13 protein-coding genes are annotated in these 13,517 nt (G+C 60.1%); all 13 read right to left on the reverse strand.

All coding sequences use genetic code 11. The annotated features are described in order from the left end of the window. Positions 1–21: 21 nt before the first annotated feature. Positions 22–705 carry a response regulator gene (locus tag K349_RS0109695; RefSeq protein ID WP_029165618.1) on the reverse strand — a complete coding sequence of 228 codons (684 nt, stop codon included), beginning with the start codon at positions 703–705 and terminating at the stop codon, positions 22–24. 39 nt (positions 706–744) lie between these two features. Next, entirely contained in the window at positions 745–2,424 is a 1,680-nt protein-coding gene (locus K349_RS0109700) for an ATP-binding protein (protein WP_169731334.1), read from the reverse strand. A gap of 14 nt (positions 2,425–2,438) precedes the next feature. Continuing rightward, positions 2,439–3,005 carry a Fe-S-containing hydro-lyase gene (locus tag K349_RS0109705; protein WP_029165620.1) on the reverse strand — a complete coding sequence of 189 codons (567 nt, stop codon included), beginning with the start codon at positions 3,003–3,005 and terminating at the stop codon, positions 2,439–2,441. Between the two features lie 13 nt (positions 3,006–3,018). Further along, positions 3,019–3,864 carry a fumarate hydratase gene (locus tag K349_RS0109710; protein WP_029165621.1) on the reverse strand — a complete coding sequence of 282 codons (846 nt, stop codon included), beginning with the start codon at positions 3,862–3,864 and terminating at the stop codon, positions 3,019–3,021. A 468-nt stretch (positions 3,865–4,332) separates the two neighbouring features. Beyond that, positions 4,333–5,454, reverse strand: a complete 1,122-nt coding sequence (locus K349_RS0109720; protein WP_034265302.1) for a sodium ion-translocating decarboxylase subunit beta — start codon at positions 5,452–5,454, stop codon at positions 4,333–4,335. A 41-nt stretch (positions 5,455–5,495) separates the two neighbouring features. Beyond that, on the reverse strand, positions 5,496–5,891 hold the full coding sequence (locus K349_RS0109725) for a biotin/lipoyl-containing protein (protein WP_029165623.1): 396 nt from the start codon (positions 5,889–5,891) through the stop codon (positions 5,496–5,498). Positions 5,892–6,071: 180 nt separating this feature from the next. After that, a complete protein-coding gene (locus tag K349_RS0109730) occupies positions 6,072–6,488 on the reverse strand; it encodes an OadG family protein (RefSeq protein WP_029165624.1) in 417 nt (138 codons plus the stop codon). A gap of 24 nt (positions 6,489–6,512) precedes the next feature. Then, entirely contained in the window at positions 6,513–8,072 is a 1,560-nt protein-coding gene (locus tag K349_RS0109735; RefSeq protein WP_029165625.1) for an acyl-CoA carboxylase subunit beta, read from the reverse strand. A gap of 869 nt (positions 8,073–8,941) precedes the next feature. Beyond that, positions 8,942–10,063: a sodium ion-translocating decarboxylase subunit beta gene (locus K349_RS0109745; RefSeq protein WP_034265305.1), complete on the reverse strand. Its 1,122-nt coding sequence runs from the start codon at positions 10,061–10,063 to the stop codon at positions 8,942–8,944. 41 nt (positions 10,064–10,104) lie between these two features. After that, positions 10,105–10,512, reverse strand: coding sequence for a biotin/lipoyl-containing protein (locus K349_RS0109750; protein WP_029165628.1), 408 nt, complete (start codon positions 10,510–10,512; stop codon positions 10,105–10,107). 467 nt (positions 10,513–10,979) lie between these two features. Then, complete coding sequence (locus K349_RS0109755; protein ID WP_029165629.1) at positions 10,980–11,381, reverse strand: OadG family protein; 402 nt, start codon at positions 11,379–11,381, stop codon at positions 10,980–10,982. Positions 11,382–11,405: 24 nt separating this feature from the next. Continuing rightward, positions 11,406–12,965 (reverse strand): acyl-CoA carboxylase subunit beta, encoded by a 1,560-nt coding sequence (locus K349_RS0109760; RefSeq protein WP_029165630.1) that lies wholly within the window; start codon positions 12,963–12,965, stop codon positions 11,406–11,408. A 142-nt stretch (positions 12,966–13,107) separates the two neighbouring features. Further along, entirely contained in the window at positions 13,108–13,509 is a 402-nt protein-coding gene (gene mce, locus K349_RS0109765; RefSeq protein WP_029165631.1) for a methylmalonyl-CoA epimerase, read from the reverse strand. Between the last annotated feature and the right edge of the window lie 8 nt (positions 13,510–13,517).

A 13,517-nucleotide genomic window follows, 5' to 3' on the forward strand; every position in this document is an offset into this window, starting at 1 on the left:
TGAAACGCACTCCCTCCGCAATCAGGGGAGAAGACGATATTTGTTCAAGGGGCGTCCCACCTCACCGTAGCAACGTTCCATTTCGGCCTTTCCGGTGGCGACGAGATGCTCCAGATAGCGACGGGCCGTGACCCTGGAAATGCCCGCTCCCGTTGCGGCCTCGTCGGCGCAGAGCGGAGCCACCGCATTCCGCAGCAACTCCTCGATCCTGTCGAGCATGTTCGCGTTGAGCCCTTTGGGAAGGGTGGCGCGGATGTTCTTTCGGTTCCGGATGAGAAAAAAGCCGTCGATGTCCTCCTGGCTGAACTCGCCCTGGCCGTTCTGAACGCGGCGCATGAGGTCCCGGTAGGCATCGAGGGCAGCCCGGAAACGCTCGAACGTGAAAGGTTTGACGAGATAATCGAACACGCCTGAGCGAACTACGTCCTTGACGACTCCCGCCTCATGCGCCGCGGAAATGATGATCACGTCCACACTTTTCCTGACGGCACGGAGCCTCTCCACGACTTCGAGCCCGTCCATCTCGGGCATGAAGATGTCCAGGATGATCAGATCCACCGCCGTCCTGGACAGGAAATCGAGCGCACGAACACCGTTTCCGGCGGTTCCCACCACGCGGAACCCCGGAACAGAGAGCAGAAAACGCCGATGAATGTCGAGAACCATGGGATCGTCCTCAACGATGAACACCGTGATATCCCGCACCGTCTTCTCCTCCTTCCGCAGAGGGGCCGGTAACCGCCGTCACCCCCCTCGGGAATCGCCCTCCTTCGTTCCATGGGGAATGCGCACGAGAAACTCCGTTCCGCCTCCGGGACGAGCGTGCACGCTCACATCTCCTCCGCAGGCGTCCACGACGTTCTTCACGTTGAAGAGGCCATATCCCCTCTGGAGACCTTTGGTGGAAAAACCCTTCTCGAAAATGTGCTCCACAAGATCGGGAGAAATACCTCCGCCTGTGTCACGGACACTCACGAGAATTCCCCCCGATTCGTCGAAAATGGAAATTTCCACGACTCTTCGCTCCGGTGCTTCCTGAAGGACCGCCTCCATCGCATTTTCCAGGAGATTGCCCACGACCAGAACGAGAGCCTGGCTATCGAGATCCTCAAGAGGACCACAGAAACTGTCCTGATCGAGAGAGAAGGAGATATTCAATTCTTTGCAGCGACCGGACTTTCCGAGAAGGAGTCCTCCCAAGGAAGGATTCTTGACACGCCGGGCGATGAAAGACATGAGAGAGCGCTGGGTTTCGACGATGCCGGAGATGAACTCCACCGCTCTCGCATATTCACCGAGCTGGACGAGACCCGATATGGCCTGGAGCTTATTGAGAAATTCGTGGTTCTGCACCCGCAGAGCCTCCACGTAGCGCTTGACTCCCGTGAGTTCCTCCGCCATGGAAAGGACCTGGGTCATGTCCCGAAAGCTCGCGATGGCACCGACGACGCGCCCCTTCACCTTTACGGGAATCCGGTTCGTGAGAATGCGCGATCCCAGAAGATTCTGCTCCTGGTCCAGTTCGCTCTCGCCCGTGGCGAGCACTGCGGGAAGGCGCGTGGAGGGAATCACCTCCTCCACACTGCGCCCTACAGAATCGCCTTCAACCCGAAGCAGCTCCTCCGCCCTTCGATTCATAAGCCGGATTCGTCCTTCCGCATCGACGGCGACGATTCCCTCCGGGACGGCTTCGATCACGCTGTCCAGTTCCTGGACAACCCGGGCGATTTCGTGGGGCTCCAGACCACCCATGGCCCGCTTGATATCCCAGGCAAGGACAGTAGCTCCCAGAAACCCCACTCCAAGACCGAGGAGCAATGCGACCTGGAGAAAACGATTGAGCACCCCCACCTGTTTGCGTACTTCCGTCAGAAGAATGCCCACGGCAACGGCCCCGACCTGGTCTCCCTCGAAATAGACGGGAACGAAGGCCCGCATGGACGGCCCGAGCGTTCCCACCGCCTTGGACACATAGGTCTCTCCGCGAAAGACGAGCCCCTCGTCGCCTCCCACAAAGGTTTTTCCGATACGCTCCTCCACGGGATGGGAGTATCGGACTCCTCGCATGTCGAAGAGGACGATATACTCCGCGCCGGTTTTCTGTCGGATCCGCTCTGCAATGGGCTGAATTACCCGCTCACCTCCAGGTTTGCCCAGCGAGCGCTGAATATCGGGGATCTCCGAGACCGAGAGGGCCACATTCATGGCATTTTCACCGAGGCGAGTCTCGAACTGGGCCACAATCTTCCGGCTCGTCACGAAACCGACCACGGCGAGGCTCGCGCCGAAGAACGCGAGTCCCATGAGGATGATCTTCGTCCGAATCTTCAGAGGATGGCAAAATCCCTTCCCTCTGTTCCCCAGACTGCGAAAGATGCGGCGGGAAAAGAGCCGCTCCTCACCATCGGGCATACGACGTCTCAAAAAAGTCAGGATCCTCATTGTTGTCGGGTAAAGGCTGCGGGGCCGATCTCGTAGAGATCGTTCCCGCGGAAATCCACCACCACCACGAGAGGAAGGTCTTCCACAACGAGTTCCCGGATCGCCTCGGGTCCCAGGTCTTCATAGGCCACGATCCGCACGGACCGGACACATCGGGCGAGGAGCGCCGCCGCGCCACCGGTGGCACCGAGATAGACGGCACCATGTTCCCGAATGGCACGTACCACCTCGGGAGACCTTCGTCCTTTGCCGATCATGCCCTTGAGTCCCTGGGCCAGAAGAAGAGGGGTATAAGGGTCCATGCGCGTACTCGTGGTCGGACCGATGGGGCCGATCACGCGTCCTGGCTTTGCCGGAGCCGGTCCGGCATAGTAGATCACCTGGCCGGAAAGGGAGAGGGGAAGCGCCATGCCCTTTTCGAGGCATTCCGCCATGCGCCGATGCGCCGCATCGCGGGCCGTGTAGACGGAACCGCTCAAAAGAACCAGATCTCCAGCCCGAAGAGACGAAAGCGCCGCCTCGTCCAAAGGCGTTACGATGGAACGCGGTTCACTCGAATGCATGGTCCTCGCCTCCTTACAGAATGCCCTCGGCGTGGCGAAGGGCATGGCAACAGAGGTTCACCGCCACGGGAAGGCCGGCGATGTGGGTGGGCAGCCATTCCGCGGCGACGCCGAGACAGGTGACGCGCCCTCCGTATCCTCCAGGTCCGATGCCCAGAGCATTCACGGCAGCAAGGAGGCGTCTTTCGAGAACCGCATATTCCTCATCGGGATGGGGCTTACCCAGAGGCCGAAGCAAGGCTCTCTTCGCGGCGAGGGGAGCGGTCTCGAAATTACCTCCGATACCGACGCCGATCACGACGGGCGGACAGGGATTCGGTCCCGCTTTGCGCACCGTCTCCACCACGAACTCCACCACACCTTCGACACCGTCGGCGGGCTTCATCATGCGCAGAGCGCTCATGTTCTCGCTGCCCATTCCTTTGGGGGCCACGGAGATATGAACCTCCTCTCCCGGGACAAGGCGCAGATGCACCACCGCCGGTGTGTTGTCCCCGGTGTTACTCCTCCGGAACAGCGGGTCGGTCACGACGGACTTCCGGAGGAATCCCTCCGTATAGGCCCGACGGACACCCTCGTGCAGGGCATCCTCGAAGTTGCCGCCCTCGAAATGCACGTCCTGACCCACGTCACAGAAAAGCACCGCGAGACCACAGTCCTGGCACACAGGCACGCGTTCCTCCGCAGCGATGCGATGATTTTCGAGGATGTCCTCCAGTACAGCCTTTCCAAGGGTGGACGTTTCCTCGACACGCCCCCTCTCCAAAGCCAGGACCACATTGCGGGGAATTCCGTAATTCGCCTCAAGCAGAAGTTTTTCCACGAGATCGGTCACGGCAGAGACAGCTACGGATCGCATGCTACATCCCCTCCTTCTCGAAACAGCATACCATCGAGCGGAGGAATGCCAAACCTCTTCTGCGGTTCGAGCATCGGCGACAAATTCAGAACGCCTTCGAAAGATCGGAAAACGAAAGGATCATTCACGGGAACGGAATCGCAGAAAAAAGAAAACCCTGAATAAAGACCTTTCGATTTTCCTTGACTCGGGTCGCATCAGGCTCTGCGAGGCGCCCTGCGGGGCTGACGTAGCCTTATTCAGAGATTCCAAAACATCGAGATATGCACCCTCTCTCGTGATGATGTCAGAATTCCTGCGGAGAGCACGCAACGCGATTTCCGATCCGGATGTCTTGTGGTTCCAGCGGCGCAGAGGAGGATTCGGACAACAGGCGACCTCGCAAAACGGGCATCATCGCACGACGCAGGGGGCCTTCCGTACGGAAGGCCCCCTGCGTCTGGTTCCTGCGAAACACGGAATTCTCCGTCAGTGCGTGAGCAACGTCAGCATGGTTCCCGCCGCCACAGCGGTCCCGATCACGCCCGCCACGTTCGGGCCCATGGCGTGCATCAAAAGAAAATTGCTCGGAAATTCCCGTTGGCACATGCGCTGCACCACCCGGGCCGCCATGGGCACCGCGGAAACTCCCGCCGCACCGATCATGGGGTTGATCTTTCCGCCGGACAGTTTCTTCATGAGCTGGCCGAAGAGCACGCCGCCTCCGGTGCTGAAAACGAAGGCCACAAGACCGAGAAGTATGATCTTCAGGGTCCCTATGGTCAGGAAACTCGTGGCATCCATGGTGGCTCCCACGGACAGGCCCAGGAAGATCGTGGTGGCGTTCAGAATCTCGTTCTGCGCCGCTCCGCTCAGACGCTCCGTCACGCCGCACTCCCGAAGGAGGTTGCCGAACATGAGCACGCCCACGAGCGGCACGGAGGCGGGCAGGATCAAACCGGCCGCCATGGTGCACACGATGGGAAAGAGCACTTTTTCCGTCTTGCTCACGGGGCGGAGCTGGTCCATGCGAATGCCCCGGTCGGCCTTGGTGGTCAGAAGGCGGATCACCGGCGGCTGGATGAGCGGCACGAGCGACATGTAGCTGTACGCCGCCACGGCCACGGCACCGAGGATCTGGGGCGCCATCTTCATGGTGAGGTAGATGCTCGTCGGGCCGTCCGCGCCTCCGATGATGGCGATGCTCGCCGCTTCACGCACGCTGAAGCCCATGACCATGGCGAGAAAAAGGGCTACGAACACGCCGAGCTGCGCCGCCGCCCCCAAAAGAAAGGTGATGGGGTTCGCCATGAGAGGGCCGAAGTCGGTCAGGGCTCCGATGCCCATGAAGATGATCACGGGGTAGATCTCGTGCTCCGCTCCGTAGAACACGTACCGAAGAAAGCCTCCCTCGTCCATGATGCCCGACAGGGGAAGGTTCACGAGCAGGCAGCCGAAGGCGATGGGCACGAGCAGAAGCGGCTCGAAGCCTTTGCCGATGGCCAGATAGAGGAGCACCAGGGCCACGGCAAGCATGACGAAATGACCGCCCGTGAGGCCCAAAAATCCGGACTGTTCTAAAATGCTACGCAGTGCTTCCACATACAGCATTGTTCGTCCTCCCTCGTTCCCGGGGAACGGCAGGAACTCTACTAGCCCACGACGACGAGGACGTCGCCGGTGTTGACGGAATCACCTTCCTTGACGCGTATTTCCTTCACTGTTCCTCCGCTTGGCGCCTGGATCTCGTTCTCCATCTTCATGGCCTCCAGAACGACCAGCAGATCTCCGGGGTTCACGGAGGCTCCCACGGAAACCGCCACTTTCAGGATCTTGCCGGGCATGGGGGAACTCACCACGTCGCCTCCGGCGGGAGCCGCCGGAGCCGGCGCCGCCGCAGGTGCGGGCGCAGACGCCTTCGGCGCCGGGGCCGCGGCGGCCACGGGCGCGGGCGCCGCCACAGGAGCAGGCGATGCGCCTCCCTTGATCTCTTCAACTTCCACGTCATAGCTCTTGCCGTTCACTGCGATTCGAAACGTTCGGGCCATCTTCTTCCTTCCTCCTTGGGAGTTCGTATCCACACTTCATCCGCTCGGAATGCCGGTCTGCCCGATAAAGGAAACACCTCCCCGACAGACGCGCAAAACCGATCCGCACGAGAGTTGGTCGTCTTTTTCGTCGCAACCGCCTCTTCCGAACATGGCCGGAAGGGACGGCACGCGGAAACGCTATTCAAGCCCCTCCAGATTGCAGGTACGAGCGAGAGCCCTCCAGCCGCTTCCGCTCCCCGCCTGTCTGGAGACGGTGAAAACAGGACGCACGTTCGTCACCGTGACGGCGCTGCCGAGCGTCGCCGCCACCGCCGCGGTGAGAACCGCGACGAGTTCGTCCTCATCCTCGCCCTGAACCTGCACGGATGCAGCAGGCGCGACGGAAACGACCGACGGAGCAGCTGGTTTCGACGGCGCGGGCGCTTCCACTTTTGCCGCCCTGTTCTTTTTTCTGTTGTCCACGGATGTAGCGAGAAGCTTGTTTCCCCGAATGACCAAACTCAATCCGACCAGCACCAAAAAGACGATGCTGAAGGCGATGAGCGCCAGGATCACCGCGCCTCCCGCTCCGACAAAATGGGATGCCAGTTCCATGTACGTCTCCCCCTTCCCTCGTGCCTATTGCGGCATGATCCCGTGTTTCCGCTTCGGACGCTGCTCCTTCTTCCCCTCCGTCAGCAGAAGTGCCTGGTACAGCGCTCCACGGGTCTCCTCCGGAAGGATCACGCGATCCACAAAACCCCGCGCCGCTGCCACATAGGGGTTCGCGAAGGCTTCTTTGTACTCGTCGATCTTCTGCTTCCGCACGGCAACCTGGTCCGTGGCGCTCTCGATCTCTTTCCGGAAAACGATGTTCGCCGCTCCTTCAGCTCCCATGACCGCGATCTCCGCCTGGGGCCACGCGAGCACGACGTCCGCTCCGAGGTCTTTGCTGCACATGCCGAGGTACGAGCCTCCGTAGGCTTTCCGAAGAATGATGGTCACGAGGGGAACGGTGGCTTCGCTGTAGGCGTAGAGCATCTTCGCTCCGTGACGGATGATTCCGCCCTCTTCCTGGGCACGCCCGGGGAGATAGCCGGGAACGTCCTCGAAGGTGACTACGGGAATGTTGAAGGCGTCGCAGAAGCGAATGAATTTGCTGGCTTTGTCCGAGGCGTCGATGTCGAGGCAACCCGCCATGTAATTGGCCTGGTTGGCGATGATGCCGATGGCGATGCCTCCCACCCGCGCAAAGCCGGTGACGATGTTCCGCGCCCACAGAGGCTGCACTTCCAGAAAGCTTTCTTTGTCCACCACACCGCTGATGACGTCGATGACGTTGTAACCTTTGTTGGGGTTGGTGGGAACGAGGGTCCGGAGAGCGGGGTTGACGCTGAAGGGGTCTTCGTCGGTCTCTTCCCAGGGGGCGTCCTCCAGGTTGTTCGAGGGGAGGTAGCCCAGAAGGCGGCGCACCTGGCGGAGGCAGTCGTCCTCGGTGGCGCAATAGAACTGGGCCACGCCGGATTTGCTGTTGTGGGTCAGGGCGCCTCCGATCTGTTCACTTGTGACTTCTTCCCCGGTGACTGCCTTGATGACTGCAGGGCCGGTGATGTGCATGATGCCCACTTTGTCCACCATGAAGGTGAAGTCCGTCAGGGCGGGGCTGTACACGGCGCCTCCGGCGCACGGACCGGCGATGATGGAGATCTGGGGCACCACTCCCGACGCCAGGACGTTTCGGAAAAAAATGTTGCCGTAACCCGAAAGAGCGTCCACGGCCTCCTGGATTCGGGCGCCGCCGGAGTCGTTGATCCCTATGACCGGGGCTCCGTTCTTCACGGCAAGGTCCATCACTTTGCAGATCTTCTTCGCGTGCGCCTCGCCGAGGGAACCGCCGATGACGGTGAAGTCCTGGCTGTACACGTACACGATGCGGCCGTCGATGGTCCCGTAGCCCGTCACGACTCCGTCCCCGGGAAACACTTTCGTCTCCATGCCGAAGTTCGTGCAGCGATGCTCCACGAATTCGTCGATCTCCACAAAGCTCCCCTCGTCAAGAAGCTTCGCGATGCGCTCCCGCGCCGTCAGCTTTCCCGAGGCATGCTGCTTCTCCACGGCTTTACCGCCGCCTCCGCTTTGCGCTCGTTCCCGTTTCGCCAACAGTTCCTCGCAAAGCTGGTCGATGCTCTTCTCCGACATCTACCATAACCTCCTCGTCCTGCTTCTGCCCCTCGGCGACTCGGGACAGCCCGTCACTCAAGCCTCCGCAGCGTGAACAACGTTCCGCTCCGAGCGAAGGCGTTCCTCACAGAATGATTCCGATCCAGGGAAATGCTCGACAGTCCGCCCGTGGTTCTCTTCTCCGGAAAAACGTCATTCCTGACGGAGAGCGTATTCTCTCTCAGTTCCCGATTTTCAAGACGAAAATCTTGAACGAAAACGGCTGGGAACCGGGCAGGCTCCTGTGGAAGCAACGACAATACGAGGTATCGACCGCGAAAATGCGAACTGTGGAGAACTCCCGTTTGAAGGTACCGAAGGCGGTTCCGGTACCGATGCTTCTATATTTTTCTGACTATTACGACGAAATAATCTCCTTCGCGTCGTTGTTACGGTCATTTATACAGGTCAACGGAGATCGCGTCAAGCAACGGATCTTTTTGCGTCATCGTGCATACAGAGCGGCTTAAATCATGAACGCCTTGCGTTCTGTCGTGAAAAAGAGACTCGCCACATCGCACGTGGAGATCCGATGGCATGAGAAAAACCTCTGACACACTACACAGCAATGTTTTTTCGACAAACTGAAAAAGAGAAGAATGGCAACGAAGAGGCAACGTTCATACCGACACAGTTCGTCCGTGTCATCACACTTAAGGAATCTCTGAATAAGGCTGCGTCAGCCCCGCGGGGCGCCTCGCAGAGCCTGACGCGACCAGAGTCAAGGAAAAGCCAAAGGCCTTTATTCAGAGCTTCCATAACTTTTTGAGGATTTTTACAATAACGCAGGGGGCCTTCCGTACGGAAGGCCCCCTGCGTCTGGTTCCTGCAAAACACGGCATTCTCCGTCAGTGCGTGAGCAACGTCAGCATCGCTCCCGCCGCCACGGCGGTCCCGATCACGCCCGCCACGTTCGGCCCCATGGCGTGCATCAAAAGAAAATTGCTCGGAAATTCCCGTTGGCACATGCGCTGCACCACCCGGGCCGCCATGGGCACCGCGGAAACTCCCGCCGCACCGATCATGGGGTTGATCTTTCCGCCGGACAGTGTCTTCATGAGCTGGCCGAAGAGCACACCCCCCGCCGTGCTGAAAACGAAGGCCACAAGACCGAGAAGTATGATCTTCAGGGTCCCTATGGTCAGGAAACTCGTGGCATCCATGGTGGCTCCCACGGACAGGCCAAGGAAGATCGTGGTAGCGTTCAGAATCTCGTTCTGCGCCGCTCCGCTCAGACGCTCCGTCACGCCGCACTCCCGAAGGAGGTTGCCGAACATGAGCACGCCCACGAGCGGCACGGAGGCGGGCAGGATCAAACCGGCCGCCATGGTGCACACGATGGGAAAGAGCACTTTTTCCGTCTTGCTCACGGGGCGGAGCTGGTCCATACGAATGCCCCGGTCGGCCTTGGTGGTCAGAAGGCGGATCACCGGCGGCTGGATGAGCGGCACGAGCGACATGTAGCTGTACGCCGCCACGGCCACGGCACCGAGGATCTGGGGCGCCATCTTCATGGTGAGGTAGATGCTCGTCGGGCCGTCCGCGCCTCCGATGATGGCGATGCTCGCCGCTTCACGCACGCTGAAGCCCATGACCATGGCGAGAAAAAGGGCTACGAACACGCCGAGCTGCGCCGCCGCCCCCAAAAGAAAGGTGATGGGGTTCGCCATGAGAGGGCCGAAGTCGGTCAGGGCTCCGATGCCCATGAAGATGATCACGGGGTAGATCTCGTGCTCCGCTCCGTAGAACACGTACCGAAGAAAGCCTCCCTCGTCCATGATGCCCGACAGGGGAAGGTTCACGAGCAGGCAGCCGAAGGCGATGGGCACGAGCAGAAGCGGCTCGAAGCCTTTGCCGATGGCCAGATAGAGGAGCACCAGGGCCACGGCAAGCATGACGAAATGACCACCCGTGAGGCCCAGAAATCCGGACTGTTCTAAAATGCTACGCAGTGCTTCCACATACAGCATTGTTCGTCCTCCCTCGTTCCCGGGGAACGGCAGGAACTCTACTAGCCCACGACGACGAGGACGTCGCCGGTGTTGACGGAATCACCTTCCTTGACGCGTATTTCCTTCACTGTTCCTCCGCTTGGCGCCTGGATCTCGTTCTCCATCTTCATGGCCTCCAGAACGACCAGCAGATCTCCGGGGTTCACGGAGGCTCCCACGGAAACCGCCACTTTCAGGATCTTGCCGGGCATGGGGGAACTCACCACGTCGCCTCCGGCGGGAGCCGCCGGAGCCGGCGCCGCCGCAGGTGCGGGCGCAGGTGCGGGCGCAGACGCCTTCGGCGCCGGGGCCGCGGCGGCCACGGGCGCGGGCGCCGCCACAGGAGCAGGCGATGCGCCTCCCTTGATCTCTTCAACTTCCACGTCGTAGCTCTTGCCGTTCACTGCGATTCGAAACGTTCGGGCCATCTTCTTCCTTCCTCCTTGGGAGAGTGCAAGATTAAAAAACATGAGGGTTTCTTCACGAAGCGAAAGCGTAACATCCGGAACAGCAATCGACTCTCGAGGTGCGGGACCATGCACAGAACCGTATGCCACCGTCGCAACAGCTCACTCCGGCACATTCCGAGAAAACGAGTGTTCCGGTTCTTTCCGAGACCACAGAAATCCTGCGATCAAACGAACAGCCGATTGCACACCGCACTGGCAAAAGCCCCGAGTCAATCGCCACGTCGTGTCGCCGTACTGAACCGCCTTACAAACCATCACTGCGGCGTTCTCTAAAAGTAAAGACCAGGGGAACACCGAATGAACTGGCCGGATCCTCTTTAAGGCACGTACAAAGGCGCCAATTCCCCCGTCACGACAGCACCACGCCGCAACTTTGTCATCCCGGGAGAAAAGTCACGACACCAAAAAATTCCTCGGCTCAGAAACTAGAATCCCTGCCCCTCCAGATTGCAGGTACGAGCGAGAGCCCTCCAGCCGCTTCCGCTCCCCGCCTGTCTGGAGACGGCGAAAACAGGACGCACGTTCGTCACCGTGACGGCGCTGCCGAGCGTCGCCGCCACCGCCGCGGTGAGAACCGCGACGAGATTTTCCTCGTCAGCGTTCTGGGAAGCGCCGGTGGCAACAGACCGGGAAACAGCTGGGGCTGCCGGCTTGGGTGTCGAAGAAGCAATCTGCTGCTTTTTTCTGCTGTCCACGACTTCGGAAAGGCACTTGTTCCCCACAATGATGAGACTCAATCCGATGAGCACCAGAAAGACGATGCTGAAGGCGATGAGCGCCAGGATCACCGCGCCTCCCGCTCCGACAAAATGGGATGCCAGTTCCATGTACGTCTCCCCCTTCCCTCGTGCCTATTGCGGCATGATCCCGTGTTTCCGCTTCGGACGCTGCTCCTTCTTCCCCTCCGTCAGCAGAAGTGCCTGGTACAGCGCTCCACGGGTCTCCTCCGGAAGGATCACGCGATCCACAAAACCCCGCGCCGCTGCCACATAGGGGTTCGCGAAGGCTTCTTTGTACTCGTCGATCTTCTGCTTCCGCACGGCAACCTGGTCCGCGGCGCTCTCGATCTCTTTCCGGAAAACGATGTTCGCCGCTCCTTCAGCTCCCATGACCGCGATCTCCGCCTGGGGCCACGCGAGCACGACGTCCGCTCCGAGGTCTTTGCTGCACATGCCGAGGTACGAGCCTCCGTAGGCTTTCCGAAGAATGATGGTCACGAGGGGAACGGTGGCTTCGCTGTAGGCGTAGAGCATCTTCGCTCCGTGACGGATGATTCCGCCCTCTTCCTGGGCACGCCCGGGGAGATAGCCGGGAACGTCCTCGAAGGTGACTACGGGAATGTTGAAGGCGTCGCAGAAGCGAATGAATTTGCTGGCTTTGTCCGAGGCGTCGATGTCGAGGCAACCCGCCATGTAATTGGCCTGGTTGGCGATGATGCCGATGGCGATGCCTCCCACCCGCGCAAAGCCGGTGACGATGTTCCGCGCCCACAGAGGCTGCACTTCCAGAAAGCTTTCTTTGTCCACCACACCGCTGATGACGTCGATGACGTTGTAACCTTTGTTGGGGTTGGTGGGAACGAGGGTCCGGAGAGCGGGGTTGACGCTGAAGGGGTCTTCGTCGGTCTCTTCCCAGGGGGCGTCCTCCAGGTTGTTCGAGGGGAGGTAGCCCAGAAGGCGGCGCACCTGGCGGAGGCAGTCGTCCTCGGTGGCGCAATAGAACTGGGCCACGCCGGATTTGCTGTTGTGGGTCAGGGCGCCTCCGATCTGTTCACTTGTGACTTCTTCCCCGGTGACTGCCTTGATGACTGCAGGGCCGGTGATGTGCATGATGCCCACTTTGTCCACCATGAAGGTGAAGTCCGTCAGGGCGGGGCTGTACACGGCGCCTCCGGCGCACGGACCGGCGATGATGGAGATCTGGGGCACCACTCCCGACGCCAGGACGTTTCGGAAAAAAATGTTGCCGTAACCCGAAAGAGCGTCCACGGCCTCCTGGATTCGGGCGCCGCCGGAGTCGTTGATCCCTATGACCGGGGCTCCGTTCTTCACGGCAAGGTCCATCACTTTGCAGATCTTCTTCGCGTGCGCCTCGCCGAGGGAACCGCCGATGACGGTGAAGTCCTGGCTGTACACGTACACGATGCGGCCGTCGATGGTCCCGTAGCCCGTCACGACTCCGTCCCCGGGAAACACTTTCGTCTCCATGCCGAAGTTCGTGCAGCGATGCTCCACGAATTCGTCGATCTCCACAAAGCTCCCCTCGTCAAGAAGCTTCGCGATGCGCTCCCGCGCCGTCAGCTTTCCCGAGGCATGCTGCTTCTCCACGGCTTTACCGCCGCCTCCGCTTTGCGCTCGTTCCCGTTTCGCCAACAGTTCCTCGCAAAGCTGGTCGATGCTCTTCTCCGACATCTACCATAACCTCCTCGTCCTGCTTCGACGGGTCGCACATGCACCCGTCCGCATACCTCCATCTCCACGCCGCATACGGACACCACATACGACAGAACGGAACGGAGAGGAAAAGACCCCGCCGTTCCGTTCGTGTTTCGCGCTACCGTTCCGAGATTTCCAGAAGAATGCCACCTGTCGCTTTAGGATGCACAAAGGCGATTCGGGCACCACCGGCACCGTAGCGAGGTGTCTCGTCGATGAGACGAATTCCCTTGGTTTTGAGTTCCGCGAGTGTTTCCTCAAGGTTCTCCACGCGGAGAGCGATATGGTGAATGCCCTCTCCCTTCTTCTCGATGAACTTGGTCACCGGGCTGTCCGGAGCCGTTCCTTCCAGAAGCTCGATCTCCGTGTCTCCCACGGGCAAAAAGGCCGTCTTGACCTTCTGCTCCTCCACCTCTTCGACGCCTGTACAAGCAATTCCAAGAGCAGCCTCCCAGATTTTCAGAGACTCATCGATGCTCTGTACCGCAATACCGATATGGTCGACCACTGTGACCTTCATAATGATGC

The sequence above is a fragment of the Aminiphilus circumscriptus DSM 16581 genome, from assembly GCF_000526375.1.
Lineage (GTDB): Bacteria > Synergistota > Synergistia > Synergistales > Aminiphilaceae > Aminiphilus > Aminiphilus circumscriptus.

Bases quoted from the DNA above. Each gene is read 5' to 3' on its own strand.
- K349_RS0109725 (WP_029165623.1), bottom strand. From the start codon at position 5,891: ATGGCCCGAACGTTTCGAATCGCAGTGAACGGCAAGAGCTATGACGTG.
- K349_RS0109760 (WP_029165630.1), bottom strand. From the start codon at position 12,965: ATGTCGGAGAAGAGCATCGACCAGCTTTGCGAGGAACTGTTGGCGAAA.
- K349_RS0109720 (WP_034265302.1), bottom strand. From the start codon at position 5,454: ATGCTGTATGTGGAAGCACTGCGTAGCATTTTAGAACAGTCCGGATTT.
- K349_RS0109750 (WP_029165628.1), bottom strand. From the start codon at position 10,512: ATGGCCCGAACGTTTCGAATCGCAGTGAACGGCAAGAGCTACGACGTG.
- K349_RS0109745 (WP_034265305.1), bottom strand. From the start codon at position 10,063: ATGCTGTATGTGGAAGCACTGCGTAGCATTTTAGAACAGTCCGGATTT.
- K349_RS0109755 (WP_029165629.1), bottom strand. From the start codon at position 11,381: ATGGAACTGGCATCCCATTTTGTCGGAGCGGGAGGCGCGGTGATCCTG.
- mce (WP_029165631.1), bottom strand. From the start codon at position 13,509: ATGAAGGTCACAGTGGTCGACCATATCGGTATTGCGGTACAGAGCATC.
- K349_RS0109710 (WP_029165621.1), bottom strand. From the start codon at position 3,864: ATGCGATCCGTAGCTGTCTCTGCCGTGACCGATCTCGTGGAAAAACTT.
- K349_RS0109705 (WP_029165620.1), bottom strand. From the start codon at position 3,005: ATGCATTCGAGTGAACCGCGTTCCATCGTAACGCCTTTGGACGAGGCG.
- K349_RS0109730 (WP_029165624.1), bottom strand. From the start codon at position 6,488: ATGGAACTGGCATCCCATTTTGTCGGAGCGGGAGGCGCGGTGATCCTG.
- K349_RS0109735 (WP_029165625.1), bottom strand. From the start codon at position 8,072: ATGTCGGAGAAGAGCATCGACCAGCTTTGCGAGGAACTGTTGGCGAAA.